This is a genomic window from Acidovorax sacchari (genome assembly GCF_042847045.1).
GTDB classification, from domain to species: domain Bacteria; phylum Pseudomonadota; class Gammaproteobacteria; order Burkholderiales; family Burkholderiaceae_C; genus Paracidovorax; species Paracidovorax sacchari.
Window position 1 is genome coordinate 723,185 of record NZ_AP035783.1, and the last position, 23,838, is coordinate 747,022.

The window sequence follows — 23,838 nt, forward strand, 5'->3', positions numbered from 1 at the left end:
CGTCGCCGGAGCTCAAGAGGCCGCATCGGGTCAGGCCACGACGCTGGCCACCGCTGCATAGTGGCTCGCCGTTCCACCCAGCACGAACAGGTGCCAGACCCCATGCGCATGGCGATAGCCGGCGCGATTGGCGTAGAAGACCGTGCCCACCGTGTAGAGGGCTGCGCCGGTGAGCAGCCACCGCAGCCCGCCGGCGTCGATCCGGGCCAGCAGCGGTAGGGCAGCGACCACCATGGCCCAGCCCATGGCAACGTAGAGCGGCAGGGGCGGTGCCGGAGACGCGACGCCCAGTTCGCGCACCATGCCCAGCAAGGCGATGCTCCACACCGCCCCCAGGACGGCCCAGTCCCAGGCACCTCGCGCCGCGACCAGGGCGAAGGGCGTGTAGCTGCCGGCAATGAGCAGGTAGATGGCGCAGTGGTCCGCCCGCCGCCACCACAGCTTCGCCTGCCCCTGCGCGCTGTGGAAGAAGGTGGATGCGGCATACAGCGCAACGCAGGACAGCGCGAAAACCAGCCCCCCTGCGATCTTGCCCGCGTCCCCGGTGGGCAGGCTGACGATGAGCATGAGGGGAACGCCTGGAACAGCCAGCGCGAACCCCAGCAGGTGGGTGCAGGTGTTGAATCGTTCGCCGGGGCGCATTCCGATGGAGCAGCGGTGAATGGGCACCAGTGGATCAGCCGGGCGTGACATGGGCGTGAAGAAAAGGGGCTAGCCCGAGCGGTATCCGCTTGGCAGGATTGGCGCGCCAGGACCGACCTACCCCGGCGGCAACGCCCGCTGTGGTACTTGGCCAAGGACGCGCAATCCATCGCGCTGATCGAGAGGACCTTCGCCGCGAAGAAGCCGCTGGCCCTGGTCTGCCACGCACCTGGCGTGCTGCGCTATGCCAAGGCCCCGGGCGGCGAGCCGCTGGTGACGGGGCAGGATCCGGCGTCGTCGGAGCCTGCGGCGAAGGCATTGCTGGGGTTGCTGAAGTAAAACTGCCGCTGAGTTGTGTTCTAAGCGAGCAACAGCGCTTCAGGGAGCGCGCTGTTGCTGTTATTGGATCGCAATGCGTAACGCTTCCGACTTTGGAGAGGCCGAACCAGCCCTCGAGGGCGTGGCGGCCGGGCCATTGAGGGCTGGTCTTAATCCTGCTGTTCATTCCTGTGGAGGTCGCGTTTGCAGCGGGTGCGGCCGGTCGATGGCCGAAGATCAGGGACAGCTTTGCGACCCATCGCCGACTCTTGACCTCCCCCTGCCGCGCGGAGCACCAGCGATTCCTTGGGCAAAATAGAGCACTTCGGGTGCTTACCTGCCCCGGTTCTCTAGCCCATGGCCATCAAGAAATCCGACCTTTATTCCTCTCTGTGGGCATCGTGTGATGCGCTGCGCGGTGGCATGGATGCCAGCCAGTACAAGGACTATGTCCTGTTCATGCTGTTCATCAAGTACGTTTCAGACAAGTACGCCGACAGCCAAGACCTCCGCCCCGCCATCGCCATCCCGCAAGGCGCCAGCTTCAAAGACATGGTGGCGCTCAAGGGCAAGAGTGACATCGGCGACCGGATCAACACCGACATCATCCAGCCGCTGGTCGACGCCAACACCCGCCTGGCCCGTACCGACTTCCCCGACTTCAACGACCCCAACAAGCTCGGCGAAGGCAAGGACATGGTGGACACGTTGTCCAACCTGATCGGCATCTTCCAGAAGCCTGAACTCGACTTCTCGAACAACCGCGCCGAGCACGACGACATCCTCGGTGATGCCTACGAGTTCCTGATGCGGCACTTCGCCACCGAGTCTGGCAAGTCGAAAGGGCAGTTCTATACCCCATCGGAGGTGAGCCGCGTCATCGCGCAGGTGATCGGCATCTCGCCCGAGAACGCGAAAGCCTCGACGACTGCGTACGACCCGACATGCGGCTCGGGATCGCTGCTTCTGAAGGTGGCCGCCCAGGCGGGCAAGCGCATCACGCTCGAAGGGCAGGAGAAGGACGTGACCACCGCGGGTCTCGCCCGCATGAACATGATCCTGCACGACTTTCCCACGGCCAACATTCTGTCGGGCAACACCCTGGCTGCGCCGAAGTTCAAAGACGGCGAACAACTGCGCACCTACGACTACGTGGTGGCCAACCCGCCGTTTTCCGACAAGGCCTGGAGCACCGGCCTGGTGACGCCGCTCAAAGAGAACGACCCCTACAAGCGCTTCAGTTGGGGCGACCCACCGGCCAAGCAGGGCGACTATGCTTATCTGCTGCACATCGTCCGGTCGATGAAGAGCACAGGCAAAGGCGCCTGCATCCTGCCCCACGGGGTGCTTTTCCGCGGCAACGCCGAAGCGGTGATTCGTGAGCAGCTGGTTCGCTCCGGCATCCTCAAAGGCATCATTGGCCTGCCGGCGAACCTGTTCTACGGCACCGGCATTCCGGCCTGCATCGTGGTGCTCGACAAGCAGAACGCCTCGGCCCGCAAGGGCGTGTTCATGATCGATGCCTCCAAGGGCTACATCAAGGACGGCAACAAGAACCGCCTGCGTGAGCAAGACATCCATCGCATCGTCGACACCTTCACTCGGCAGGTGGACACGCCCCGCTACGCCCGCATGGTGCCGCTGGCCGAGATTGCCGACCCGAAGAACGACTTCAACCTCAACCTCCCGCGCTACATTGACAGCAGCGAACCCGAAGACCTGCAAGACATCGACGGCCACCTGCGTGGGGGCATCCCCGAGCGAGACCTCGATGCCTTCGCTGCCGATTGGCATGTGCTGCCCGGTGTGCGGCAAGCCTTGTTCGAGTCTGCCGGCCGCCCTGGCTACGCCCGCCTGAAGCTGCCGCTGACCGAAGTGAAGTCTACCGTGCTCGGCCATCCGGAGTTCGCCGCGTTCACGAGGAAAGTGAACACCTTGTTGGACAAATGGCATCAGGCGATCACGCCGCGCCTGATGGGTTTTGACGAGGGCGACCACCCCAAGGCCCTGATCGACACCGTGTCCGAAACCCTGCTCGCCGCCTTTCAGGCCGCCCCGCTGCTGGACGCGTATGACGTGTACCAGCATCTGATGGACTACTGGGCCGAAACCATGCAGGACGACGCCTACCTCGTGGCCGCCGACGGCTGGGTGAAGGGCGCGCAGCCGCGCGAGATCGTCAAGGTGCCCAACAAGGACAACAAGCTCGTCTGGCCCGAAGCGCACGACTACCTGCAGGGAAAGCGGCGCTTCAAGTCCGACCTGATCCCCAAGGCCTTGCTCGTGGCGCGCTATTTCGCCAAGGAGCAGACCGCCATCGACGCCACCCGCGCCGAACTGGAAGCACTGCAAGCGCAGCTCACCGAGCTGGAAGAAGAGCACAGCGGCGAGGACGCTGTGTTCTCCGGCTTCGACAGCATCACCGCCGCGGCAGTGAAAGACCGCATCCGCGAACTGGGCGAGAGCGGCGATGGTGACGACGCCGACGAGTTGGCGGTTCTGAAGCAATGGCAGCGCCTCGCCGACACGGTGGCTGCGCTGAAGAAGCAGCTGCGCGAGGCCGAGGCAGCGCTCGACACGCTGGCCTTCCAGCAGTACCCCAAGCTGAATGAGTCCGAGGTCAAGGCCCTGGTGATCGACGACAAGTGGCTGGCCCGCCTGCACGCCGACGTGCAGGACGAGCTGGATCGCATCTCCCAAACGCTGACCGGCCGCATTCGCGAACTGGCCGAGCGCTACGCCACCCCGCTGCCGCAACTCACCGACGAGGTCGAAGCCCTGGCCCGCCGCGTTGACGAGCACCTGAAGAAGATGGGCTTCGCATGGCACTGATCACCAAACCGAGCGCCCCCCTGAACGCCAGCGACGGCTACCGCCAGCTGGTGCAGCAGATTTCCGACACCTACACCCAGGGCCGGGTGCAGGCGGTACAAGCCGTCAACGCCCAGCTCGTGCAGACCTACTGGCAGGTGGGGCGCCACATCGTCGAGTTCGAGCAGGCCGGCCAGGTGCGCGCCGAGTACGGCAAGGCCCTCATCGACACCCTGGCGGCCGACCTGGGCCTGCGCCACGGCAAGGGTTTCAGCCGCAGCAACCTCATCCGCTTCCGCCAGTTTTACCTGGCCTACCCCGGCTTGGCCGAGAAAGGTGCGACGCTGTCGCACCAATTGACCTGGTCGCACATCGTTGAGCTGCTGAAGATCGACGACCCGCTGGAACGCGGCTTCTACGAGCAGCAGGCGCTGCGTGAGCGCTGGTCGGTGCGCGAGCTGGTGCGCCAGAAAGACAGTGCGCTGTTCCTGCGCCTGGCCGCCAGCCAGGACAAGGCCGGCATCCTGCAACTCGCCGCCCAAGGCCAGGTGGTCGAGCAACCGGCCGACCTGCTGCGCGAGCCCTACGTCTTCGAGTTTTTGAAGATCCCCGAGCCCTACCAGGTGTCGGAAACCCAGCTTGAAACCCTGCTGTGCGACCACCTGCAGCCCTTCCTGCTGGAGCTGGGCAAGGGCTTTACCTTCGTCGGCCGGCAATACCGCGTCACGATCAACGGCACGCACCATCGGGTGGACCTGGTCTTCTACCACCGCATCCTGCGCTGCTTCGTGCTCATCGACCTGAAACTCGGCGAGGTGCAGCACCACGACATCGGGCAGATGAACCTGTACCTGGGCTACTTCGCCAACGAAGAGAACGTGGAAGGCGACAACCCGCCGATCGGCATCATCCTCAGCCGGCAGAAGGACGAACTGCTGGTGGAGTACGCGACCTATGGCATGAGCAGCCAGCTCTTCGTGCAGAAGTACCAGCTGTATCTGCCGGATCGGGAGGCGTTGCGTCGGGAGTTGGAAATGACGTTGCGGGAGGCGGGGCAGTGATGGGGCGGGACGCAACACTGACCGGTTGGGCCGTAGAGCAATTGGGATCAGTGACTCGAACCTCTTCAGGCACCACGCCTGCTCGTGCATTGAGCGACCGCTACTACCGGGGTGGCTCTGTCGCGTGGGTCAAGACCATGGATCTTGCTAACACGGAGATCCATGAAACATCAGAGCGGGTGACGGATCTCGCATTGAAAGAAACCAGTCTGACCGTCTATCCGGCAGGCACTGTGCTCGTCGCAATGTACGGAGGCTTTCAACAGATTGGCCGAACAGGGATTTTGCGTACGCCTGCGGCGGTCAATCAGGCCATAACGGCGATCCAGTCGAACGCAGACCGGCTCACGCCGGAGTATTTGCTCGCAACGTTGAACTACCGAGTCGACTACTGGCGATCTGTTGCCAGCAGTAGCCGGAAAGACCCGAACATCACTGGCAATGATGTGCGTGCGTTTCCCATCGCCCTCCCCACGGTAGAAGAACAGCAAAAGATTGGGCTGGCGCTGAGCGATGTAGACGCCCTACTGGCCGGGCTGGATCGGCTCATCGCCAAAAAGCGCGACCTCAAACAGGCTGCCATGCAGCAACTCCTCACCGGCCAAACCAGACTGCCGGGCTTTGAGAGTGAATGGGCAGAAGTGCGCTTGGGAAGTCTCGGCACGGTGTACGGCGGACTCACTGGAAAGACGAAGGCTGACTTTGGGTCCGGCATCGATCGGTACGTCACCTTCGTCAATGTGATGAGCAATGTGACGGTTGACCACGGCCTGTTTGAGCAGGTGCGAGTCGGGCCGATGGAATCGCAGAATCTGGTGAAGTCTGGCGACTTGCTTTTTAACGGTTCATCCGAGACGCCGGAAGACGTGGCGATGTGCTCTTTGGTGAGCGGTGAGATTCAGGGGCGGCTATTTCTCAACAGCTTCTGTTTCGGTTTTCGGCTTCACAGCGGCGCTGAAACAGACGCGTTATTCCTGACTTACTATTTGCGTAGCCGCGAAGGTCGAGAAATCATGAAGTCGCTGGCCCAGGGTTCAACGCGCTACAACCTATCCAAAGGCGCTCTGCTCGACTCCGTTCTGCACCTGCCGAGTAAGGCGGAACAGACCGCCATTGCCGTTGTTCTTGGTGAAATGGACGCGGAACTCTTGGCTCTTGGAGCTCAGCTCCGAAAGACACGGATCTTGAAGGATGCCATGATGCAAGAGTTGCTCACGGGTCGAGTTCGACTGATCTGAACGACCCAGCACTGAACAACAAGCCCAGGGAGAAGCGTGATGCCCACCGTACCGCCTCCATCGCCGCGTTCCGAACGCCGCACGCAGAACCGCGTGGTGGCGCTGTTCACCGATCCGGCACGACCTGACGGCCTCGGCTACCGCCACCTCGGCGACTGGAGCAAGCGCCCCGACGCCACCACCCGCAACCGCCCCATCGAAGCGGCGCTGCTGCGCGACAACCTCACGGCCCGCGGCTACTCGCCTGCTCACATCGCCGCCGCGCTGCAGAAGCTGGAAACCGCCGCCGACAGCACCGGCATCACGCTCTACCAGGCCAACCTGCGCACCTATCAGTTGCTGCGCTACGGCGTGCCAGTGCAGGTGGCGCCCGGCAAACCGAACGAGACGGTGCACCTGATCGATTGGGAGTACCCCGAGCGCAACGACTTCGCGCTGGCCGAAGAGGTGACGCTGAAGGGCGGCCACGAGCGCCGGCCCGACATCGTGCTCTACCTCAACGGCTTGGCCGTCGTGGTGATCGAGCTGAAGCGCAGCTCGGTGGAGGTGGCCGACGGCGTGCGCCAGCTCATCACCAACCAGGAAGAGATCTTCAACAAGGGCTTCTTCAGCACCGTGCAACTGGTGCTGGCGGGCAGCGACTCGCAAGGGCTGCGCTACGGCACCACCGGCACGCCGGAGCAGTTCTTTGTGGAGTGGAAGGACGAGGCGCCCGCCGAAGCCGGCGCCCCCGCGGAGGAAGGCGCGTTGCTCGACCGGCCCTTGGCCCAGTTGTGCAACAAGGCGCGGCTGCTCGACCTGATGCGCCACTTCGTGATCTTCGATGGCGGGCAGAAGAAGGTGCCACGCCAGCACCAGTACTTCGGCGTGAAGGCCGCCCAGTTGCGCGTTGCACAGCAGGAAGGCGGCGTGATCTGGCACACCCAGGGCAGCGGCAAGAGCATTCTGATGGTGCTGCTGGCCAAGTGGCTGCTGGAGCACGATGCGCAGGCGCGCATCCTCGTCGTCACCGACCGCGACGAGCTGGACAAGCAGATCGAAGGCGTGATGAAGAACGCCGGCGTGATCGGCACCGACGCGCCCTCGCCCCGCATCAGCTCGCGGGCCGACTTCGTGCAGAAGCTGGGCGCGGCCAACCCGCGCCTGTTGTGCGCGCTGATCCACAAGTTCGACGCGGCCGATCTGAAGGGCGAGCCCCCCGCCGTGCAGGGCCGCTTCTACGTGTTCGTGGACGAATGCCACCGCACCCAGGGCGGCGACATGAACAAGCAGATGAAGCGCTGGCTGGCCAATGCCATCTTCATCGGCTTCACCGGCACGCCGCTGCTGCGCAAAGACAAGCTGATGACGCGCGACGTGTTCGGCACCTATATCCACACCTACAAGTTCCACCAGGCAGTGGCCGACAAGGTGGTGCTCGACCTGAAGTACGAGGCCCGCGACGTGCCGCAGCGGCTGACCTCGCAGCGCGCCATCGACCAGTGGTTCGAGCAGAAGACGCGGGGGCTCAACAACTTCCAGAAATCGGTGCTGCGTCGGCGGTGGGCCACGATGGAAGAGCTGATGAGCGCCGAGGAGCGCAAGGCGCGCATCGCGGCCAGCGTCATCCACGACTTCGCCGTGAAGCCGCGGCTGAACAACGACCGCGGCACGGCCATCCTGGTGGCCGCGAGCATCTACGACGCCTGCCACTACTACCGCATCTTCCAGACCAAGCCCTTCGGCCAGTACTGCGGCATCGTCACTTCCTACGAGCCGAACCACAACGCCATCTCGCGTGAGCCGAAAGACAGCGACGAACGCTACAAGTTCGACACCTACACCAAGCACGTGCTGGGCAAGAACCAGACGACGAAGCAGTACGAAGACGAGGTAAAGCGCCGCTTCAAGGAGGAACCGGCCAACCTGAAACTGCTGATCGTGGTGAGCAAGCTGCTCACCGGCTTCGACGCACCGAGTTGCAGCTACATCTACCTCGACAACGAACTGCGCGATCACAACCTGTTCCAGGCCATCTGCCGCACCAACCGGCTGGATGGCGATGACAAGGACTACGGCCACATCGTCGACTTCAAGGAGCTGTTCGGTGACGTGCAGCAGGCCATCTCGGTCTACAGCTCCGACGAGCTGGACATCGACGAGGGCAGCGGCGGCGAGAACAACGTGCACCTGAAGGACTGGCTGGCTGAAGGGCGCCACCAGCTCGACCAGGCCCGCGAGGCGCTGCACTACCTGTGCGAGCCGGTGCCGCTGCCGCGCGAAGTGGAGCAGTTCCTGCACTATTTCTGCGGCGATGCGGCCGAGCCCGATGCCTTGCTCAAGACCGAGGCGCTACGCATCTCGTTCTACAAGGCGGTGGCGATCTTCGTGCGTGCCTTTGGCGCGCTGGCGCAGCATCTGGGCGAAGCGGGTTACTCGGAAGCCGAAGCGGCCACGCTGCAGCGCGAGCTGGACTTCTACACCTTCACGCGCGCGAGCATCAAACGCCACTCAGGCGAAGAGCTGGACATCAAGCCCTACGAGGCGGACATGCGCCACCTCATCAACACCTACATCCAGGCCGATGCGGCCGAAGACCTGGGTGAGCTGGGCGAGATGTCGCTCACCGAGCTGATCATCGAGACGGGCATCCATGATGCGATCGCGAGAAAGCTCAACGCGAAGGGCAAGCTGTCGAGGAACGCGATTGCCGAAGGCATCATCAACAACGTCCGCAAGACGATCATCCGCGACCAACTGACCGACCCGCGCTTCTACGAGCAGATGTCGAAGCTGCTGGACGATCTGATCCGGCAGAGCCGGGCCGATGCGGCCGCCTACGAAGAGTTTCTGCGCAAGGCCGAGGCCCTGGTGCGGCAGCTCGGCGCGAAGCGCGGAGAAGACGGCGTGCCGGCGGCTTTGCACGGCCGGCATGAAGCGGCGGTGATCTACAACAACCTCGGCTCGCTGCCATCGGCCACCTTCAAGTACCCGACGGCCGACGACGACAAGGCAGCATTGGCGCTCCGGATCGACCTGACCGTGCGCGAGAACGCCCCGGCGGGTTGGTATGGCGACGACGCCCGCGAGGCGCAGGTGGTGAATGCACTGTTCCCCATCCTGGAGCGCGACCGCACGGCCACCGAGGCGGTATTCGAGATCGTCAAGAACCAGCCGGGCTACCAATGACCGAGACCATCCGCCTGGGCGAGGTGTCGATCCGGGTGACCCGCAAGGACGTCAAGAACGTCCACCTGACGGTGCATCCGCCGGATGGGCAAGTGACGCTCACGGCACCCACCGCCACGCGGCTCGAAGTGGCCCGGGCCTATGCGATCTCGAAGCTGGGTTGGATACGGGCCCAGCAGTCGACGCTCAAGGCGCAGGCACGGGAGGCGCCTCGGCGTTTTGTCGGGCGCGAGAGCCACTACCTATGGGGGCGCCGCTACCTGCTGAGCGTCGACTTCCAAGACGCCAAGCCCGCCGTGACGTTGGACCACAAGCGCATTCGTTTGGCTGTTCGCCCGGGCCACGAGGAGAGTCAGCGCGTGGCGGTGATGCACGAGTGGCACAAGTCACTGCTGCACCAGTCCGTGCCACCGCTGCTGCGCAAGTGGGAAAAGCGGCTCGGCGTCAAGGTCGAGCGCTACTTCCTCCAGAAAATGAGGACCAAGTGGGGCAGTTGCAACCCTGCGGCGGGGCACATCCGGCTCAATACTGAACTGGTCAAGAAGCCAAAGGACTTGCTCGAGTACGTGATCGTCCACGAGATGGTTCACCTGCTGGAGGCAAGCCACAACGATCGCTTCGTGGCGATCCTGTCTGAGCATTGGCCGCAGTGGCGAGAAGCTCGGCAGGAACTCAACGAACTGCCGCTGGCCTCCGAGAAGTGGGGGCGATGACGCTCGCTTCTTGCAGGGCATTCGATGTCCGCCAATGCTGTCAGCAGTCATTCGAAGGAGTTCGATTAAGCTTCCCCTTTCAGCCTAAAGCCGTCTCTCCAAGGTGGTTCTTCAGAGATTGCTGCCAGCTGCGGACGAGGTTCCGATGACGGCTACGTTATCAAGTATTGCCCCAAGCTCGCGTGCAGCGTCGCGGCCAGAGCGACACCGCTGAAGGCAAAAGAAAGCCGCTCGGCTACCACCGCTCTGCCCTGCAAGCCAGTGCGTATCAGTGCGACTGCCCTGCCGGAATCGGCATGATGAGTTCCATCCGATCCCGCCCCTTGCGCTTCGACGCATACAGCGCCTCATCCGCCCGCTTGAGCCAGTGCGACAACTCGGCATCGGGCTGGTCGAACAAGGTCGCCCCGATGCTGAGGGACACGGGCTCCGGCGTTGCGAACATCGTGCCCGCCTGCTGGGCGAACGCCTCGCGCAATTCCCGGCCCAGGGCCTGCGCGGCGGAGGCCGACGCGTCGCGCAGCAGGATCACGAATTCGTCCCCGCCCAGGCGTGCGGCCAGGGCGCCGCTGGGCAGCGTGCTGCGGATCAGGTCGCTGAGCGTGATGAGCAGGCGGTCGCCGGCATCGTGGCCGTGCAGGTCGTTGACCTGCTTGAAGTTGTCGATGTCCATCAGCAGCAGGGCGCACGTGCTGGCCGGCGAGGCCTGCCGCAGCAGCGCCGGGGCGCGCAGGTAGAGCGCGCGGCGGTTGTCCAGGGCGGTGAGCGGGTCGCGGGCGGCGATCTGGGCCATGCGTTCCTCGCGGCGGTGGCGCTCGGTGCCGGTCATGGACATGGCGAGCAGCATGATCGCCATCACGCCTTCCACCAGCGATACCTGAATGACCACGCCCCGGAAGCCGGCCAGGTTGATGAAGGCGTCGAGCGCCACCGCCGAAGCAGCCTTGGCCAGGTAGAACAGGCCGTGCGCCCACAGGATGAAGCGCAGCTGCGCCGCGCCCACGCTTACAGCGGCGCCGCCCTGCGGGCGCAGCAGCAGGCCGGCGCGCAGGGTGACGGCGGCTACGAGCAGCGACTGCACGCCCAGCATCGTCTTGGACCACCACGGCCCTTCGGGCAGCCACAGCATCGCCAGCCAGATGGCGGCCAGCAGCCACCACCCGGCGCGCGGCAGCCGGGCGCGCCTGAACGCGGCAACGCCGGCCAGGAACAGCGCGTGGGCGATGATCAGCAAACCGTTGGAGAACCAGATGCCCACGAACATGAAGCCGCTGGAGCGCAGCAGGGCGAGCGCGCTGCCGACGGCGATGACGGCGAAGCCCGCGCTCCAAAGGAGCAGCGAACGCTCGCGTACGCTGCTCCACTCCGAAGCCAGGTACAGCGCAGAGGCGGCAGCCAGGGCGGCGGTGATGACGAGCAGGGTGAAGGGATCGAGAACCATGGACGATGAACGGGTGGAGGGGGTATCCGCACCGGCAGGCCGGAAGTGCCGGGACCGGTCCTGATCGGCGTGTTTCCCCAGAAAGTTGGATGCGCTCCACATTTATTATTTTTATCATTATCCAACAGAGTTCAAACCCCGTGCAGGCGATTGCCTTTTGGGCTGAGGAGGGCAGCTCCACCCGCACGCAGGCGCGTGGCACGAAGCCGTGTCCCAGGCCCGGGGCCTGGGCGGCTACCTTGATCTGCATGTTGGGTACGGTGATGCGCCGCAGGCCTGCAAGCAGGCCGGCGGTACGGTCGGCCAGTTGCCGCGCGCCGTCTCTTGCCACGATGGCGGTGTGCTCCAGCAAGTCGGCGCGGGTGAGCGGGCGCTCCAGCTGCGCCAGCGGATGGGTGGCGGCCCACCGGTTCCGGCAACGGCGCCGGAAGGGCTCTGCAAGCCGATGTCAGCCGTAGAGCAGGCGCGCAGGCCAGATGACCAGCGCAGGAAACGCCACCATCAGGAACATCATCGCGAACTCCGCCAGCATGAACGGCCACACGCCGCGGATCACGTCGTCCATGCGGATGCGCGCCACGCCGGCCACGACGTTCAGCACGGTGCCCACCGGCGGCGTGACGAGGCCGATGGAGTTGTTGATGATGAACAGCACGCCGAAATAGATCGGGTCGATGCCCGCGGCCTTTACCACGGGCATGAGCACGGGTGTCAGGATCAGGATGGTGGGCGTCATGTCCATGGCGGTGCCGACGACGATCACCAGCAGCATGATCATCACCATCAGCAGCATGGGGCTGCCGATGAAGGGCTCCAGCAGGGTGACGACCTTGCCTGGCAGGTCGGCCACGGTGATGAGCCAGGCCGAAACCAGGGCCGCGGCCACGAGGAACATCACCACGCCGGTGGTGCGCGCGGCGGTGACGAACACGCCGTAGATCTGCGAGGGCTTGAGTTCGCGGTAGATGACCACGGCGACGAAGAGCGAATACACCGCCGCGACCACGGCCGCCTCGGTGGGCGTGAAGACGCCGAAGCGCAGGCCCACCAGGATGATGAGCGGCAGCATCAGCGCCCAGCCGGCCTGGCGGAATGCGAGCCAGACTTCCTTGCGCGAGCGGCGCGGCGGCGGCACGATGTGTTCCCTGCGCACCAGCCACCACCACGTGGCCCAGAGGGACCCGGCGATGAGGATGCCGGGAAAGATGCCGGCCAGGAAGAGCTTGCTGATCGACAGGTTGGCGGCCACGCCGAAGATCACGAAGCCGATGGAGGGCGGGATGATGGGGCCGATCACGCCGGCCGCGGCGATGAGGCCGCCGGAGCGTGCCTTGTCGTGGCCGGCGGCCACCATCATGGGGATCAGCAGGGCCGAGAGCGCCGCCGCATCGGCCACCGCCGAGCCCGAGAGCGCCGAGAGCACGCAGGCCGCGACGATGGCGACATAGCCCAGCCCACCGCGCACGTGGCCGACGAGGGTGAGCGCCAGATCGACGATGCGTTTGGAGAGGCCGCCGGTGTTCATGATTTCGCCGGCCAGCATGAAGAAGGGCACGGCCAGCAGCGGGAAGCTGTCGGCACCGTTGATCAGGTTCTGCGCGAGGATCTGTGCGTCGAACATGTCCAGATGCCACATGAGCGCCACGCCGCACAGCAGCAGCGAGAACGCGATCGGGATGCCGATCGCCATGGCGCCCAGCAGCGAGAGGAGGAAGACGGCGATGGTCATGTGCGGGGCTCCTCAGCCGTTGTCTTTCTTGTTCGACGGGCCGGAGGCAGGGGATCCGGCCTGGGCGGCGGCGAGCCGGTCTTCCTCGGCCAGGCGTGCCTGCAGGGCGTCGAATTCCGCCGTCTCTTCCGAGTCCTTGACCATGACCAGCGCGTCGCCGCGCAGCTGGCCGCTCAGCACGCGCCAGAGGTCGTAGAGCAGGAAGACCGCGGCGGACACGGCGAAGACCACGCCCACGAAGTAGAAGTACCCCATGGACCAGCCGGTGGTGGGCGCGGTGACGTCCATGTTCAGTTGGGCCTGCGTCCAGCTGCCCGAGAAAACCAGCCAGCAGACGCCGAGCATCAGCACCTGGCCGGTGACCACGCAGGCCTTCTTGCCCGCGTCGGGCAGGCGGCTCACGAGCATGTCCACGCCCAGGTGGCCGTGGTCCTTCATGGCGACCACGGCGCCCAGGAAGGTGAGCCAGACGAAGAGCCAGCGAGACACCTCTTCCGACACGGTGATGCCGGTGTTGAAGGCGTAGCGCAGCACGACGTTGCCGAACACCATCACCACCATCACCGCCAGGGCGCCGGCCATGAGGAAGTCCAGCATCCGGCAATAGCGATCCATCCAACGCTTCATGGTCTTGTCTCCTGATCGACGGTCGTCGATGGCGTGTCAGAGGCTGCGGCCGTCCAGCAGGCCGCGCGCGGCCAGGTGGTTGATGAAGGCGCGCAGGCCGAACTGCCAGGGCGGCGCGGTCTCGCTGTGGGTGACGCGGTTGCACAGGGCGCCCAGCCGGGCGCTGCGGATGGTGACCTCGTCGCCCAGCTTGTGGGTGAAGCCGGCGCCGGGTTCGCCCCGGTCTTCGATGGGCGCGAAGAGCGTGCCCAGGAACAGCATGAAGCCGTCCGGGTACTGGTGCGCGGCCAGGGTCTGCGCGACGATGTCCGCCGGGTCGCGGCTGATGCTGGCCATGGTGTTGATGCCGCGCAACGCGTAACCGTCGGTGCCGCGCACCTCCAGGTGCACGGTTTCGCGGCGCACGTCGTCCATGCCGAAGCTGGCGTCGAACAGCCGGATGAACGGGCCGATGGCGCAGGAGGCGTTGTTGTCCTTGGCCTTGCCGAGCAGCAGGGCGCTGCGGCCTTCGATGTCGCGCAGGTTGACGTCGTTGCCCAGCGTGGCACCCACGATGTCGCCGCGGCCGTTCACGGCCAGCACCACCTCCGGCTCGGGGTTGTTCCAGGCCGAATCGGCGCGGATGCCGATCTCCTGGCCGGTGCCGACGGAGGCCAGCACGGGCGCCTTGGTGAAGACCTCGGCGTCGGGGCCGATGCCGACTTCCAGGTACTGGGACCACAAGCCTTGCTGCTGCAGCAGGGCTTTCAGCGCCATCGCCTTGTCGGAGCCGGGGCGGATGTCCGCGAGGTTCCCGCCGATCAGCGCCTGCACCTTGCCGCGCAGTTCCTGGGCGCGCGATGCGTCGCCGTGCGCCTGTTCCTCGATCACGCGCTCGACCATGCTGGCCGCGAAGGTCACGCCGGCGGCCTTGACCACCTGCAGGTCGCAGGGCGCGAGCAGGAAGGGAAGGACGGCGTCGCGGGTGCCGAGCCGGCTGTTGTGCAGCAGTTCATCCACCGCGCACAGGCGCTCTCCGGCAGCCTGGCGCGCGGCCTCGGCGGGCCGGTCGGCATCGAGCAGGGTGCTCATGGTGGGGAAGGCGCGGCTGATGTCGAACACGCCTTCGGGGCGCAGCGCCACCACCGCCGGGCCGCCCTGCGGGCCGGGCGTCCAGGCCCGGGCCACCAGCGTGCCGGCCAGGCCGTCTTCGGGCAGCAGGTGGTTCTTGTCTTCGTCGTTCATGCTTCTCGTCCTCGAATGGGGATGCATCGGGGCTCAGCGGCCCCGGTACTCAATGGTTGTGGCGTGGCGTCTGCTCGGCGATGCGGCGGAACTCGAGCGCGAAATCCAGCGTGGCGCCGTCGGCCAGCTGGCCGGTTTTTTCGCGGTAGAGCGCTTCCCAGGGCGAGCGGCTGGCGGGCACGGGCGGCGGCGGCAGTTCGCGGCGGCGGCGGGCGATTTCTTCGGGCGGCACCAGCGCGTCGCAGCGGCCCTGCTTCAGGTCGATCAGGATCAGGTCGCCGGTCTGCAGCCAGGCGAGGCCCCCGCCTGCGGCGCTCTCGGGCGAGGCATTGAGGATGGAGGGGCTGTCGGCGGTGCCGGACTGCCGGCCGTCGCCCAGCGTGGGCAGGGCCCGGATGCCGCGCTGGATCAGCGCATCCGGCGGCTGCATGTTGACCACCTCGGCCGAGCCGGGCCAGCCCAGCGGGCCGGCGCCGCGCATCACCAGGATGCAGTCCTCGTCGATGCCGAGCGCGGGGTCGTTGATGCGCGCGTGGTAGTCCTCGGCGCCGTCGAAGACGATGGCCCGGGCCGTGAACACGTCTTCGTGGCCCGGCCGGCAGAGGTAGCGCGCGCGGAAGGCCTCGGAGATCACCGAGGTTTTCATGATGCCGAAGTCGAACAGGTTGCCCGAGAGCACCAGGAAGCCGGCCTTGTCCATCAGCGGATCGGCGAAGGGGCGGATGACCTCGCGGTCCGTCGCTTCGCGGCCCTGCAGGTTCTCGGCGATGCTGCGGCCGGTGACGCTGGCGCAGCCGCCGTGCAGGCGGCCGGCCTGCAGCAGTTCCCACATCACCGCGGGCACGCCGCCGGCGCGGAAGAAGCGCTCGCCCAGGTACTTGCCGGCGGGCTGCATGTTGACCAGCAGCGGCAGGTCGTAGGCGTGGTCCGTCCAGTCGCGCGGCTGCAGTTCGACGCCGGCATGGCGCGCCATGGCCTGGATGTGCACCTGCGCGTTGCTGGAGCCGCCCGCGCAGCTGACCACCGCCAGCGCGTTGAGGAAGCTCTCGCGGGTGAGCACGCGCGAGGGGCGCAGGTCTTCGTGCGCCATCTCGACGATGCGGCGGCCGGTGGCATAGGCCATCTGGCCGCGCTCGCGGTAGGGCGCGGGAATGGCTGCGCAGCCGGGCAGCGAGAGGCCCAGCGCCTCGGCCACCGCGTTCATGGTGGAGGCCGTGCCCATGGTGTTGCAGTGGCCGGCCGACGGGGCGCTGTCGCAGGCGCGCTGCAGGAATTCTTCCTCGTCGATCTCGCCGGCGGCCAGCATGCGGCGGCTGCGCCAGATCACGGTGCCCGAGCCGACCAGTTCGTTGTCGTGCCAGCCGTCGAGCATGGGCCCGCCCGAGAGCACGATGGCGGGGATATCGACGGTGGAGGCGGCCATGATGCCGGCCGGCGTGGTCTTGTCGCAGCCGGTGGTCAGCACCACCGCGTCGATGGGGTAGCCGTAGAGGATCTCGACGAGGCCCAGGTAGGCGAGGTTGCGGTCCAGCGCGGCGGAGGGGCGGCGGCAGTTCTCGAAGATCGGGTGGACGGGGAATTCGATGGGTATGCCGCCCGCGTCGCGGATGCCGTCGCGCACCCGGCGGGCCAGTTCCAGGTGGATGCGGTTGCAGGGGGAAAGATCGCTGCCGGTCTGGGCGATGCCGATGATGGGCCGGCCCGAGCGCAGCTCCTCGGGCGTGAGCCCGTAGTTCATGAAGCGCTCGAGGTAGAGCGCGGTCATGTCGGAGCGCGCCGGATCGGCGAACCAGTCGCGCGAGCGGAAGCGGCGGCCTTCGGGTGGGGTCATGTCGTTCTCGGTTACTTGCGGCGGGCCTTTTCCAGCTCGGCCATCATTTCGCGGGTGGTGTCCTCGCCGAATTCCTTGCTGTACTTCGCGACCACGGGCTGCAGCTTGTCACGCAGTCTGGCCTGCTCCGCGGCGGGCAGCTCGGTGACCTGCATGCCGAGCTTCTTCAGCTCGCCGAGCGCCTTGCCCTCGAGCGCGCGGATGGCCTTGCGCTCGAACGCGGTCGCCTCGTTCGCGGCTTCCTGGACGATCTTCTGCTCCTCGGGGGAGAGGGTGTCCCAGGTCTTCTTCGACATCAGCAGCACCCAGGTGCTGTAGATGTGGCGCGACAGGACCAGGTGCTTCTGCACCTCGTAGAACTTGCTGGTCAGGATGGTCGCGGTGGGGTTCTCCTGGCCGTCCACGGCCTTCTGCTCCATGGCCGAGTACAGCTCAGTGAAGGGCATGGGCGTGGCGTTGGCGCCGAGCGCGTTGAAGCTGTCGATGAACAGCTGGTTCTGGATCACGCGGACCTTCAGGCCGGCGAAGTCTTCGGCCTTCTGGACCGGGCGGCGCGAGTTGGTGGTCTGGCGGAAGCCGTTCTCCCAGTAGCCGAGGCCGACCAGGCCCTTCTCGGGCAGCTTGGCCAGCAGCTTCTTGCCGAAGGCGCTGTCGAGCACGGCGTCGGCTTCCTCGCCGGTATTGAACGTGAGCGGCAGGTTCAGCACGCCGAAGTCCTTGACCACCGACACCAGGGTGGAGCTGTCGGGCACCGTCATCTCCAGGGTGCCGCCGCGCAGGGCGGAGATCATGGTGACATCGTTGCCCAGCGTGCCGTTGGCGAAGAGCTTGGCGCGCATCTTGCCGCCGCTCCTGGCTGCCAGCACCTCGTCGAAGTGCCGCGACGCGTGGGCCTGCGGATGGTCGTCGCTGATGCCGGTGCCGATCTTGAAGGTGCGCTCGCGCACCTGCGCCATGGCGGGCGGGGCCAGCACGGCAGCGAGTGCGGCGGCCAGCGCGAACGTCTTGAAGGCTGCGTGGAATTGCATGATGTCTTGTCTCCTGCGGATGTTCTGGGATGTCGCGGGGGTGCAGACTAGGGGGCGGTGCCCGTGGCGTCCAATCAGTGTTTTTCCACGGGGCATTCCTTCCAGTTATCGGTCACCCCAAAATGCCGGGCAAACCCTTATCCATCGCCACCGCCTGCAGCCGGCTGCGCTCCAGGCACCTGCAGTTCCTCGACATCCTGGGCCGGACGCGCAACCTGCGGCTCACGGCCGAGCAGATGCACGTCACCCAGCCGGCCGCCACCAAGATCCTGCTGGACCTGGAGGAAATCTTCGATGCGCGCCTGTTCGAGCGCCTGCCGCGCGAGATGCGGCCCACCGAGCTGGGCCTGTTCGCGCTGGGCTATGCCGCCTCCGCGCTGGCGGGCCAGGCGAAGTTCGTGGACGAGTTCAATGCGCTCAAGCAGGGCGGCCACGGCCAGCTGTCCATCGGGGCGATTTCCGGCTCGGCCGCGCGGCTGCTGACCACCGCCATCGCCGAGATGCAGCGGCGCCGGCCGATGCTGGTGCTGAAGGTGCGCGAGCAGAGCAGCGACCAGCTCATCGCCTGGCTGGGCGAGCGCAGGATCGACCTGATGATCGGCCGCTTCACCGACGAGGCGCAGCAGGCGGACTTCCAGTACGAGCGCCTGTCCGGCGAGACGCTGCAGGTGGTGGGCGGGCCGCACCATCCGCTGCGCGGCATCCAGGGGCTGGAGGTGGGCCGCCTCGCGCACTGGCCCTGGCTGCTCTACCCGGAATCGACGGCGCTGCGCAAGGTGTCCGACGACATCTTCCGGGCCATCGGGATGACGCCCACCTCGGGTGTGATGGAGACGCAGTCCTTCCTGTTCGCGCTGGAATCGCTGCGCATCACCGACATGCTCTCGCTGCAGCCGAGCGCGCTGGCCGACCGGTACATCGCCAAGGGCCTGCTCGCCCCCATCCACGTGGACGTGCCCCGGGCGATGCCCGACTACGGCATGCTGGTGCGCCAGGGCGAGACCCCGACGCCGGCGGCGCAGGCGTTCATGGAGGTGCTGCGGGATGTGGCGGGTGGGACGGTGGTGGCGGCCCGGCGGTAGGCGCCGGATGGCGCCTAGGTCAGTACGGCAAGCGCGATCACTGGTGATGACTGCACTTGCCCGGTCGGCGTCACATTAGTCTGAGGAGAGATAAACGTACTCGCCCTTTAACTTGTGCGTCAGCCGGTCTCTGAGCTCCGTCAACCCTGGCCCTGCAAGTTGGATCGCTGCGTTATGCCCAAACGGTATGGCATCCAGCGACCTCCGCCACGACTCCACCGATTCGAGTTGAAGCGCTACAGCCGTTGCAGACCCGATCTGCGCGGACTTGAACTCGCCGTCACCCAGTTCGCTCGCTATGACGGTCAACTCTACGAAGGTTGTCCCCAGGGGCGCGTCTTCGCGCGAGTCGTTGACCACGACGAATCTTCCGTCGTCCAGCGTTCTATCGACAAGCAACTTCAGCTGTGGCACATCGCTCTCCTTTGAGCCGCTACTCAACCCAACACCGGACACGCCCGGTCGTCATTCATTTGCTCAACTCCTGCGTCCGTTGTTGCTCTTCTTGGTGGCCGCCCGGAAATCGCCCGGCGTCGTCGCATCAATGCCGATGACGCGGAGGTAGCGCGTCCGGTCCTTTTCCTCAAGCTCCTGTGCCTTTGCGGACAGGATCGCCAGTACCTGGGGGAAATTGAGCTTCTTCTTTGTTTCAGGGTCGGTCCACTGGCGATCCTTGGTTTGCAAGAGCACGACCAGGAAACCCGCCGTCGCCTTGTTGTGGCGCATGTATTGGCCTACCAGTTGAGCCTCAAGGGCGATGAGGTAGTCCGAGAGATCCCACCGGGCAGACATCTTCAGTTCGATAGAGGCCCGCCAATCGCCCTTGCTGCATTGGATGTCCCGGCGTTTCGCCTCGGCAGTCTGGGGTTCGACGGTCACGGAGTACCGCGCGCGAGCATGATGGTTTAGCTCGCTGGCCAGTAGCCTTTGGAAGTGCGCTTCCAATGCCAAGCCCGCTTTTTCGCCTTCGGCTCCCTTCCTGTTGACTCGCGTGAACTCGACCCCGCTAAAGAAGCTGCGCAGGCTGTGCTCGCCGCATTCGATGTCGTACTTGACGGCGCGGAGGTCAGCATGCACGGCCATGGCGAACGAGGTCGTGCCGGTGACGTCCCCACGGAAGTCTTCCTCGAACTTCGTGTACTTCACTTGCGGCAGAGGCGCCCTGGTGAACTGACGTTCACGCAGTTCAAACTGCGTCTTCTTGATGTATTCGACCGTCAAGTCGCCCGCGGGCATGGCTTGCTTGATTCGCTCCAGCGCGCTGTAGGCCGCTTGAGACGTCGCCGCGGCGATTCCGCTGATGAGTGATCCGCGGAATCCCTCTGCGTGGTCCCGACGGCCCGGGCTATAGGGAACACCCTCCGGTCTCTCCTCGTCATCTTTTGGGTCAACTGCCCACCTAGTCCATAGGTACAGGTCCTCCAGCGCCAAGATGCCGTGGTCGCTTTCCGTGGCAATTTGCATCGCGATGTTCTCGTGGTCACGACCGAATGCAGCCGCGAGGTCAAGGATGAAAGTCTTGACGGCCAGCGGGTCCAACGGCCTCCAATCGCTGACGGCATTGCGCCACCGCAACGGACTCTTAATGAACCAGCGGATAGCCCAGATAAGTGCATGTTCGCGCTGCGCGCGCAGGGCCTCGTCCACTGGGTCAGCCAGCGGCGAGCAGTAGGCGTCCTTCATTTTCTTAAGCGCCAGACGCTCGAAATCATTTTGCGGGACCTTGCCTGGCACCAGGAGGGCGACCTTCAGCAACCGATTAACCATGTAGCCGCGTGATGGATTCACGCTCGTTAGATGCTTCCATGCAAGACCTGCGAGCGCTTCTTGGACCAGGACAGGTGCGTTGGGGATGGTCGCCAGCAGGTGTTCTGCATGTTCCCTGGACGCAGCGCCGTTCGATGCTTCGCTAGCGATTGCAGCCAACTCAGAAGTCGCGACGGCCGGATATGCCTCGACGAGGGGCCAGAACCATTTCGGATAACCGTTGATTTCGAGGAGTGCGTAACGAAGGGCCCGGCAAACCTCCTGATCCGTGAGGGCGGGAAGCGCTGTCCCATCCGCGAGTTCAAGGTTGAGGCCCTGCAGGCCGGCCATAGAGATGTGGAAAGTCGAGTTCGGTTCGCTCTCCTTGACGGTCGGGGCCTTGTCGCGCCAGAGTCGACGCAAGCCCTGTCGGGTCGCAGCAGCAATCTTCGCTCCGGCGGCCTGCTCAAACGCCTCGAAATCGACCTCGCCATATCGTGAGGTGCGATTTCTTTGCACCAGCCATCCGGCGATCCACTCAAGCGACACAGTATCCGTGCCGTCCGCCAGCGCGCCCAAACGCTCGGTAAGCTGACGCTTGGCCTTGGTTCCGATAGTGGGTTTCTCGCTCTTACGCTTGACCGGCTTGAGCGCCGATTGCTGTGCAATGGCTTTCGCGCGCTGGGCCAGCCACTCTGCGTACACGCGGGTGAGCTGCGCGTCGTTCACTTGAGCCACGTCCTCGGATGTGTAGTTGGAAGGCCGGCGAAAGCCAATGATCGCGTGAAACAGGTCGTCGTCGTTGAACTGTCTCTGAACGGTGCAATGCAGCAATGCGAGGCGCACGGCGGCATTCGCCTCTGCTGCTGACCTCAGCCTCTCGAGTGCGCTGCTCTGCAAGTAATCTCTTTCGATGACCCGATTCACGATAAGGCACAAGCGAGCGACCTTGGCCGCTTGGGAACTGTCCGCCCGTGCCACCAAGGTTTCGAGAACCTTGGCAACGAGATCCACATACGGCTGGTCTTCGCGATTTCGCCTGTGCTTCACCTCTCTTTTTGCCATGCGTACAACGAGCCCGCGCGTCAGTTGGTACAGCTGGTCATCCGTCGCGCCGGCTAGCACGCTTCCCTCCTCGAAGTAATAGGAAAGCTGAAATCCAAGCGGTCCTGCCAAGAACTGGTTGTTGACCATCACGGCGACGTCACGGGGCGAGAAATACTTCCACCCCAAATCGCGTATTAGGTTGCTGACTACGCCTTCTCGCACGGTGGTGCTCGCCACTGCTGCTTTGGCGAGTGCTGCAAGATCGTCAGGGCGACCCAATGCAATGAAGTAGCCGACGTCGCTGCTGTCTGAAAGGACGCGGGCAAATTTGAACCCGTGACGCTTGAGAAGCTTTGCCCGCAGCACCTCAATTTTGCACGCGGAGGCAATGTCTAGCAGGACGTCTCGCGCCCACTTGTTATGCTGGTACTGGTCGTAGAGGCTCGAAAGCGTCCCGGCCAATCGGTCTGGACCCGCTTGCCAGAAATTCTCAGACGTCAGATTGAACATGCCGCGGCCGATGTGATCGCCCTGTTCCACCAAGCGCTTGATGCTTTCTGTCAAAGCGTCTTGTGCCGCCTTGAGCGGAACCACCGGATTGCGGAGGTCGCCGAAGAACGCCAATGCCTGCGGGTCCTTCTCCACGATGACCTCTCGGCAATGCGCATTCAGCGTGGCGAGCCACCCAAGCATCGGCAAAAAGGCGCGCTGAACTCCTTGTTCGCCGCTGGTCGCAGTCCAGGTGAAATTCTCGAGTAGTCGTTCGGCCTGATCAGGCGAGGCTACCAAGCCGGCGAGACGTTTGGCCGCGAGGAAGGGCAAGAGTTCGTCGGGATAGACCTTGACCTGATGGTGGCCAGCATCGATGAAGAGTTGGGAGTTCAACAGCGCCTTGATGCCCGCCTCATGCAGCAGCGAAGACGCAATCAGCCGAGCTGACAACGCCGACTCAGGAATAGCCAAGGTCGCCTCGGGCATCTCGATGTTCACCAACCGGCATACCACCGACGCAGAGGCCAAGCGTTGGGCGGCAGCGGTCAGGAACTCCGGCTCGGGGTTGCCTACTTCTGCGAGCCGATGGTCAGCGCCACGCAGTGTGCCGATGGCGTTCACAACACGATCGAACACATCGGTCAATGATGTCGGCGGATTGGCCACCATGTCGATGAGAGCAAGGATGTCCAGTCCGCCCGGGCTGCGGACGAAGCCCGACAAGCCCCGCTCGCTGGCAATTTCGATCAACTGCCTGGCATTAAGCTCAGGGTACCGTCTCCCAAGATATACGGCAGCTTGGTCGTATTTAAGATGGGCCATTGAAAACAGGCGCAACGGCACCTTCTTTTCGGCATCCACTGTCAAACTGACCCTTCCGCGGCTATTGCCCTGTTCCCCTGCACGTGTGCCACCGATAAGCTTTGGAACTGGCTGGGACAGCAGGCTCGAGAGCTTGTCAAAAACTCCCCAGGTGAGTACTGCCGGCCGAGTCGAAATTACCCACCGGACATGCTCGTTCGGCCAGTTCAGCTCTTCGGCAACGTCTCTGACAAGATAGCTGATGCTTTCTTCCTTGCCAGCGGTGGCGGCCTCATCCAAAGAGTCCACGAATACCGTGATGCGTCCGACAGGCGCAGCCTTCCAAGCGCGATACGCATCACGGTTATCGCCATCCAGCGCCTTATCGAGACTTCCACGATCTGCAAGCTGGCGCAGTGCGATGAATACCGCGGTCTCTCCGCGCTCTCTCAACTGCGCCGCCTGATGGCACATTTCGGTGGTCTTGCCGAAGTTGGCCGCCGCGACGATGATGCTGCTGCGGTTCTCGAGCACCTCGGTCCATCCGACCAGCTTGCCATGTAGTTGTGCATCGATGAGCTCGTATTGGTCGTAGCGTTCCCGCTCGACAAAGCGTCGATTCAGATCGTAGTAGGCCAATTCGCCCTCCGCGTGTGGTATCTGTTTTATGCGGGAGCAGTTTAGTCAGAGGCGAATGCTCAGAATTGATCCGGCGGTCCGATGCACGGCCGCATTGGACAAGGCTGTTTCATGGCGCCCTGCCGCGTAGGCGCAGAAATACGTTCCCCCATGTTTGGCTGGCATGTCACGGTTCGACCCAGGCTTTCGCAGTGTGCAGC

Annotated in this window: 15 protein-coding genes and 2 pseudogenes; 7 read left to right on the top strand and 10 right to left on the bottom strand. The window is 64.7% G+C overall.

Annotation, left to right across the window (positions count from 1 at the left end):
* Window positions 1–30 precede the first annotated feature (30 nt).
* Complete coding sequence (gene trhA, locus ACGHC0_RS03395; RefSeq protein ID WP_415926608.1) at window positions 31–642, bottom strand: PAQR family membrane homeostasis protein TrhA; 612 nt, start codon at window positions 640–642, stop codon at window positions 31–33.
* 118 nt (window positions 643–760) lie between these two features.
* On the opposite strand from trhA, the pseudogene ACGHC0_RS03400 reads away from it, so the two are divergent.
* From ACGHC0_RS03400 to ACGHC0_RS03425, 6 genes and pseudogenes are all read left to right on the top strand, one after another.
* Window positions 761–981: pseudogene (locus tag ACGHC0_RS03400) on the top strand (type 1 glutamine amidotransferase domain-containing protein); the annotation flags it as partial.
* Window positions 982–1,317: 336 nt separating this feature from the next.
* Window positions 1,318–3,792, top strand: a complete 2,475-nt coding sequence (locus tag ACGHC0_RS03405) for a type I restriction-modification system subunit M (protein ID WP_415267430.1) — start codon at window positions 1,318–1,320, stop codon at window positions 3,790–3,792.
* A complete protein-coding gene (locus ACGHC0_RS03410) occupies window positions 3,783–4,832 on the top strand; it encodes a PDDEXK nuclease domain-containing protein (RefSeq protein ID WP_415267431.1) in 1,050 nt (349 codons plus the stop codon). The genes ACGHC0_RS03405 and ACGHC0_RS03410 overlap by 10 nt, the downstream gene beginning before the upstream one ends.
* Window positions 4,832–6,070, top strand: coding sequence for a restriction endonuclease subunit S (locus ACGHC0_RS03415; RefSeq protein WP_415267432.1), 1,239 nt, complete (start codon window positions 4,832–4,834; stop codon window positions 6,068–6,070). The genes ACGHC0_RS03410 and ACGHC0_RS03415 overlap by 1 nt, the downstream gene beginning before the upstream one ends.
* A 39-nt stretch (window positions 6,071–6,109) precedes the next feature.
* Window positions 6,110–9,238, top strand: a complete 3,129-nt coding sequence (locus ACGHC0_RS03420; protein ID WP_415267433.1) for a type I restriction endonuclease subunit R — start codon at window positions 6,110–6,112, stop codon at window positions 9,236–9,238.
* Window positions 9,235–9,951, top strand: coding sequence for a M48 family metallopeptidase (locus tag ACGHC0_RS03425; protein ID WP_415267434.1), 717 nt, complete (start codon window positions 9,235–9,237; stop codon window positions 9,949–9,951). Before ACGHC0_RS03420 ends, ACGHC0_RS03425 begins: the two co-directional genes overlap by 4 nt.
* Before the next feature lie 268 nt (window positions 9,952–10,219).
* Here the strand turns inward: ACGHC0_RS03425 and ACGHC0_RS03430 are convergent, their stop codons facing one another.
* The 7 genes and pseudogenes from ACGHC0_RS03430 to ACGHC0_RS03460 all read right to left on the bottom strand — a co-directional run bounded on the left by ACGHC0_RS03430 (window position 10,220) and on the right by ACGHC0_RS03460 (window position 17,831).
* Window positions 10,220–11,392 carry a diguanylate cyclase domain-containing protein gene (locus tag ACGHC0_RS03430; protein ID WP_415267435.1) on the bottom strand — a complete coding sequence of 391 codons (1,173 nt, stop codon included), beginning with the start codon at window positions 11,390–11,392 and terminating at the stop codon, window positions 10,220–10,222.
* A 172-nt stretch (window positions 11,393–11,564) separates the two neighbouring features.
* Window positions 11,565–11,792, bottom strand: a pseudogene (locus ACGHC0_RS03435) (LysR substrate-binding domain-containing protein); the annotation flags it as partial.
* 48 nt (window positions 11,793–11,840) lie between these two features.
* A complete protein-coding gene (locus ACGHC0_RS03440) occupies window positions 11,841–13,121 on the bottom strand; it encodes a TRAP transporter large permease subunit (protein WP_415267436.1) in 1,281 nt (426 codons plus the stop codon).
* Window positions 13,122–13,133: 12 nt separating this feature from the next.
* The gene (locus ACGHC0_RS03445; RefSeq protein ID WP_368353989.1) at window positions 13,134–13,748 is read right to left on the bottom strand and encodes a TRAP transporter small permease; all 615 of its coding nucleotides are present in this window, start codon (window positions 13,746–13,748) and stop codon (window positions 13,134–13,136) included.
* Window positions 13,749–13,784: 36 nt separating this feature from the next.
* The gene (locus ACGHC0_RS03450; protein WP_415267437.1) at window positions 13,785–14,972 is read right to left on the bottom strand and encodes a fumarylacetoacetate hydrolase family protein; all 1,188 of its coding nucleotides are present in this window, start codon (window positions 14,970–14,972) and stop codon (window positions 13,785–13,787) included.
* A 49-nt stretch (window positions 14,973–15,021) separates the two neighbouring features.
* The gene (locus ACGHC0_RS03455; RefSeq protein ID WP_415267438.1) at window positions 15,022–16,803 is read right to left on the bottom strand and encodes an IlvD/Edd family dehydratase; all 1,782 of its coding nucleotides are present in this window, start codon (window positions 16,801–16,803) and stop codon (window positions 15,022–15,024) included.
* Window positions 16,804–16,814: 11 nt separating this feature from the next.
* Window positions 16,815–17,831, bottom strand: coding sequence for a TRAP transporter substrate-binding protein (locus tag ACGHC0_RS03460; protein WP_415267439.1), 1,017 nt, complete (start codon window positions 17,829–17,831; stop codon window positions 16,815–16,817).
* 122 nt (window positions 17,832–17,953) lie between these two features.
* Here ACGHC0_RS03460 and ACGHC0_RS03465 point away from each other — a divergent pair, with 122 nt between their 5' ends.
* Complete coding sequence (locus tag ACGHC0_RS03465; RefSeq protein WP_415267440.1) at window positions 17,954–18,913, top strand: LysR substrate-binding domain-containing protein; 960 nt, start codon at window positions 17,954–17,956, stop codon at window positions 18,911–18,913.
* A 75-nt stretch (window positions 18,914–18,988) separates the two neighbouring features.
* Here the strand turns inward: ACGHC0_RS03465 and ACGHC0_RS03470 are convergent, their stop codons facing one another.
* Complete coding sequence (locus tag ACGHC0_RS03470) at window positions 18,989–19,327, bottom strand: hypothetical protein (protein ID WP_415267441.1); 339 nt, start codon at window positions 19,325–19,327, stop codon at window positions 18,989–18,991.
* A 63-nt stretch (window positions 19,328–19,390) separates the two neighbouring features.
* The gene (locus ACGHC0_RS03475; protein ID WP_415267442.1) at window positions 19,391–23,638 is read right to left on the bottom strand and encodes a hypothetical protein; all 4,248 of its coding nucleotides are present in this window, start codon (window positions 23,636–23,638) and stop codon (window positions 19,391–19,393) included.
* Between the last annotated feature and the right edge of the window lie 200 nt (window positions 23,639–23,838).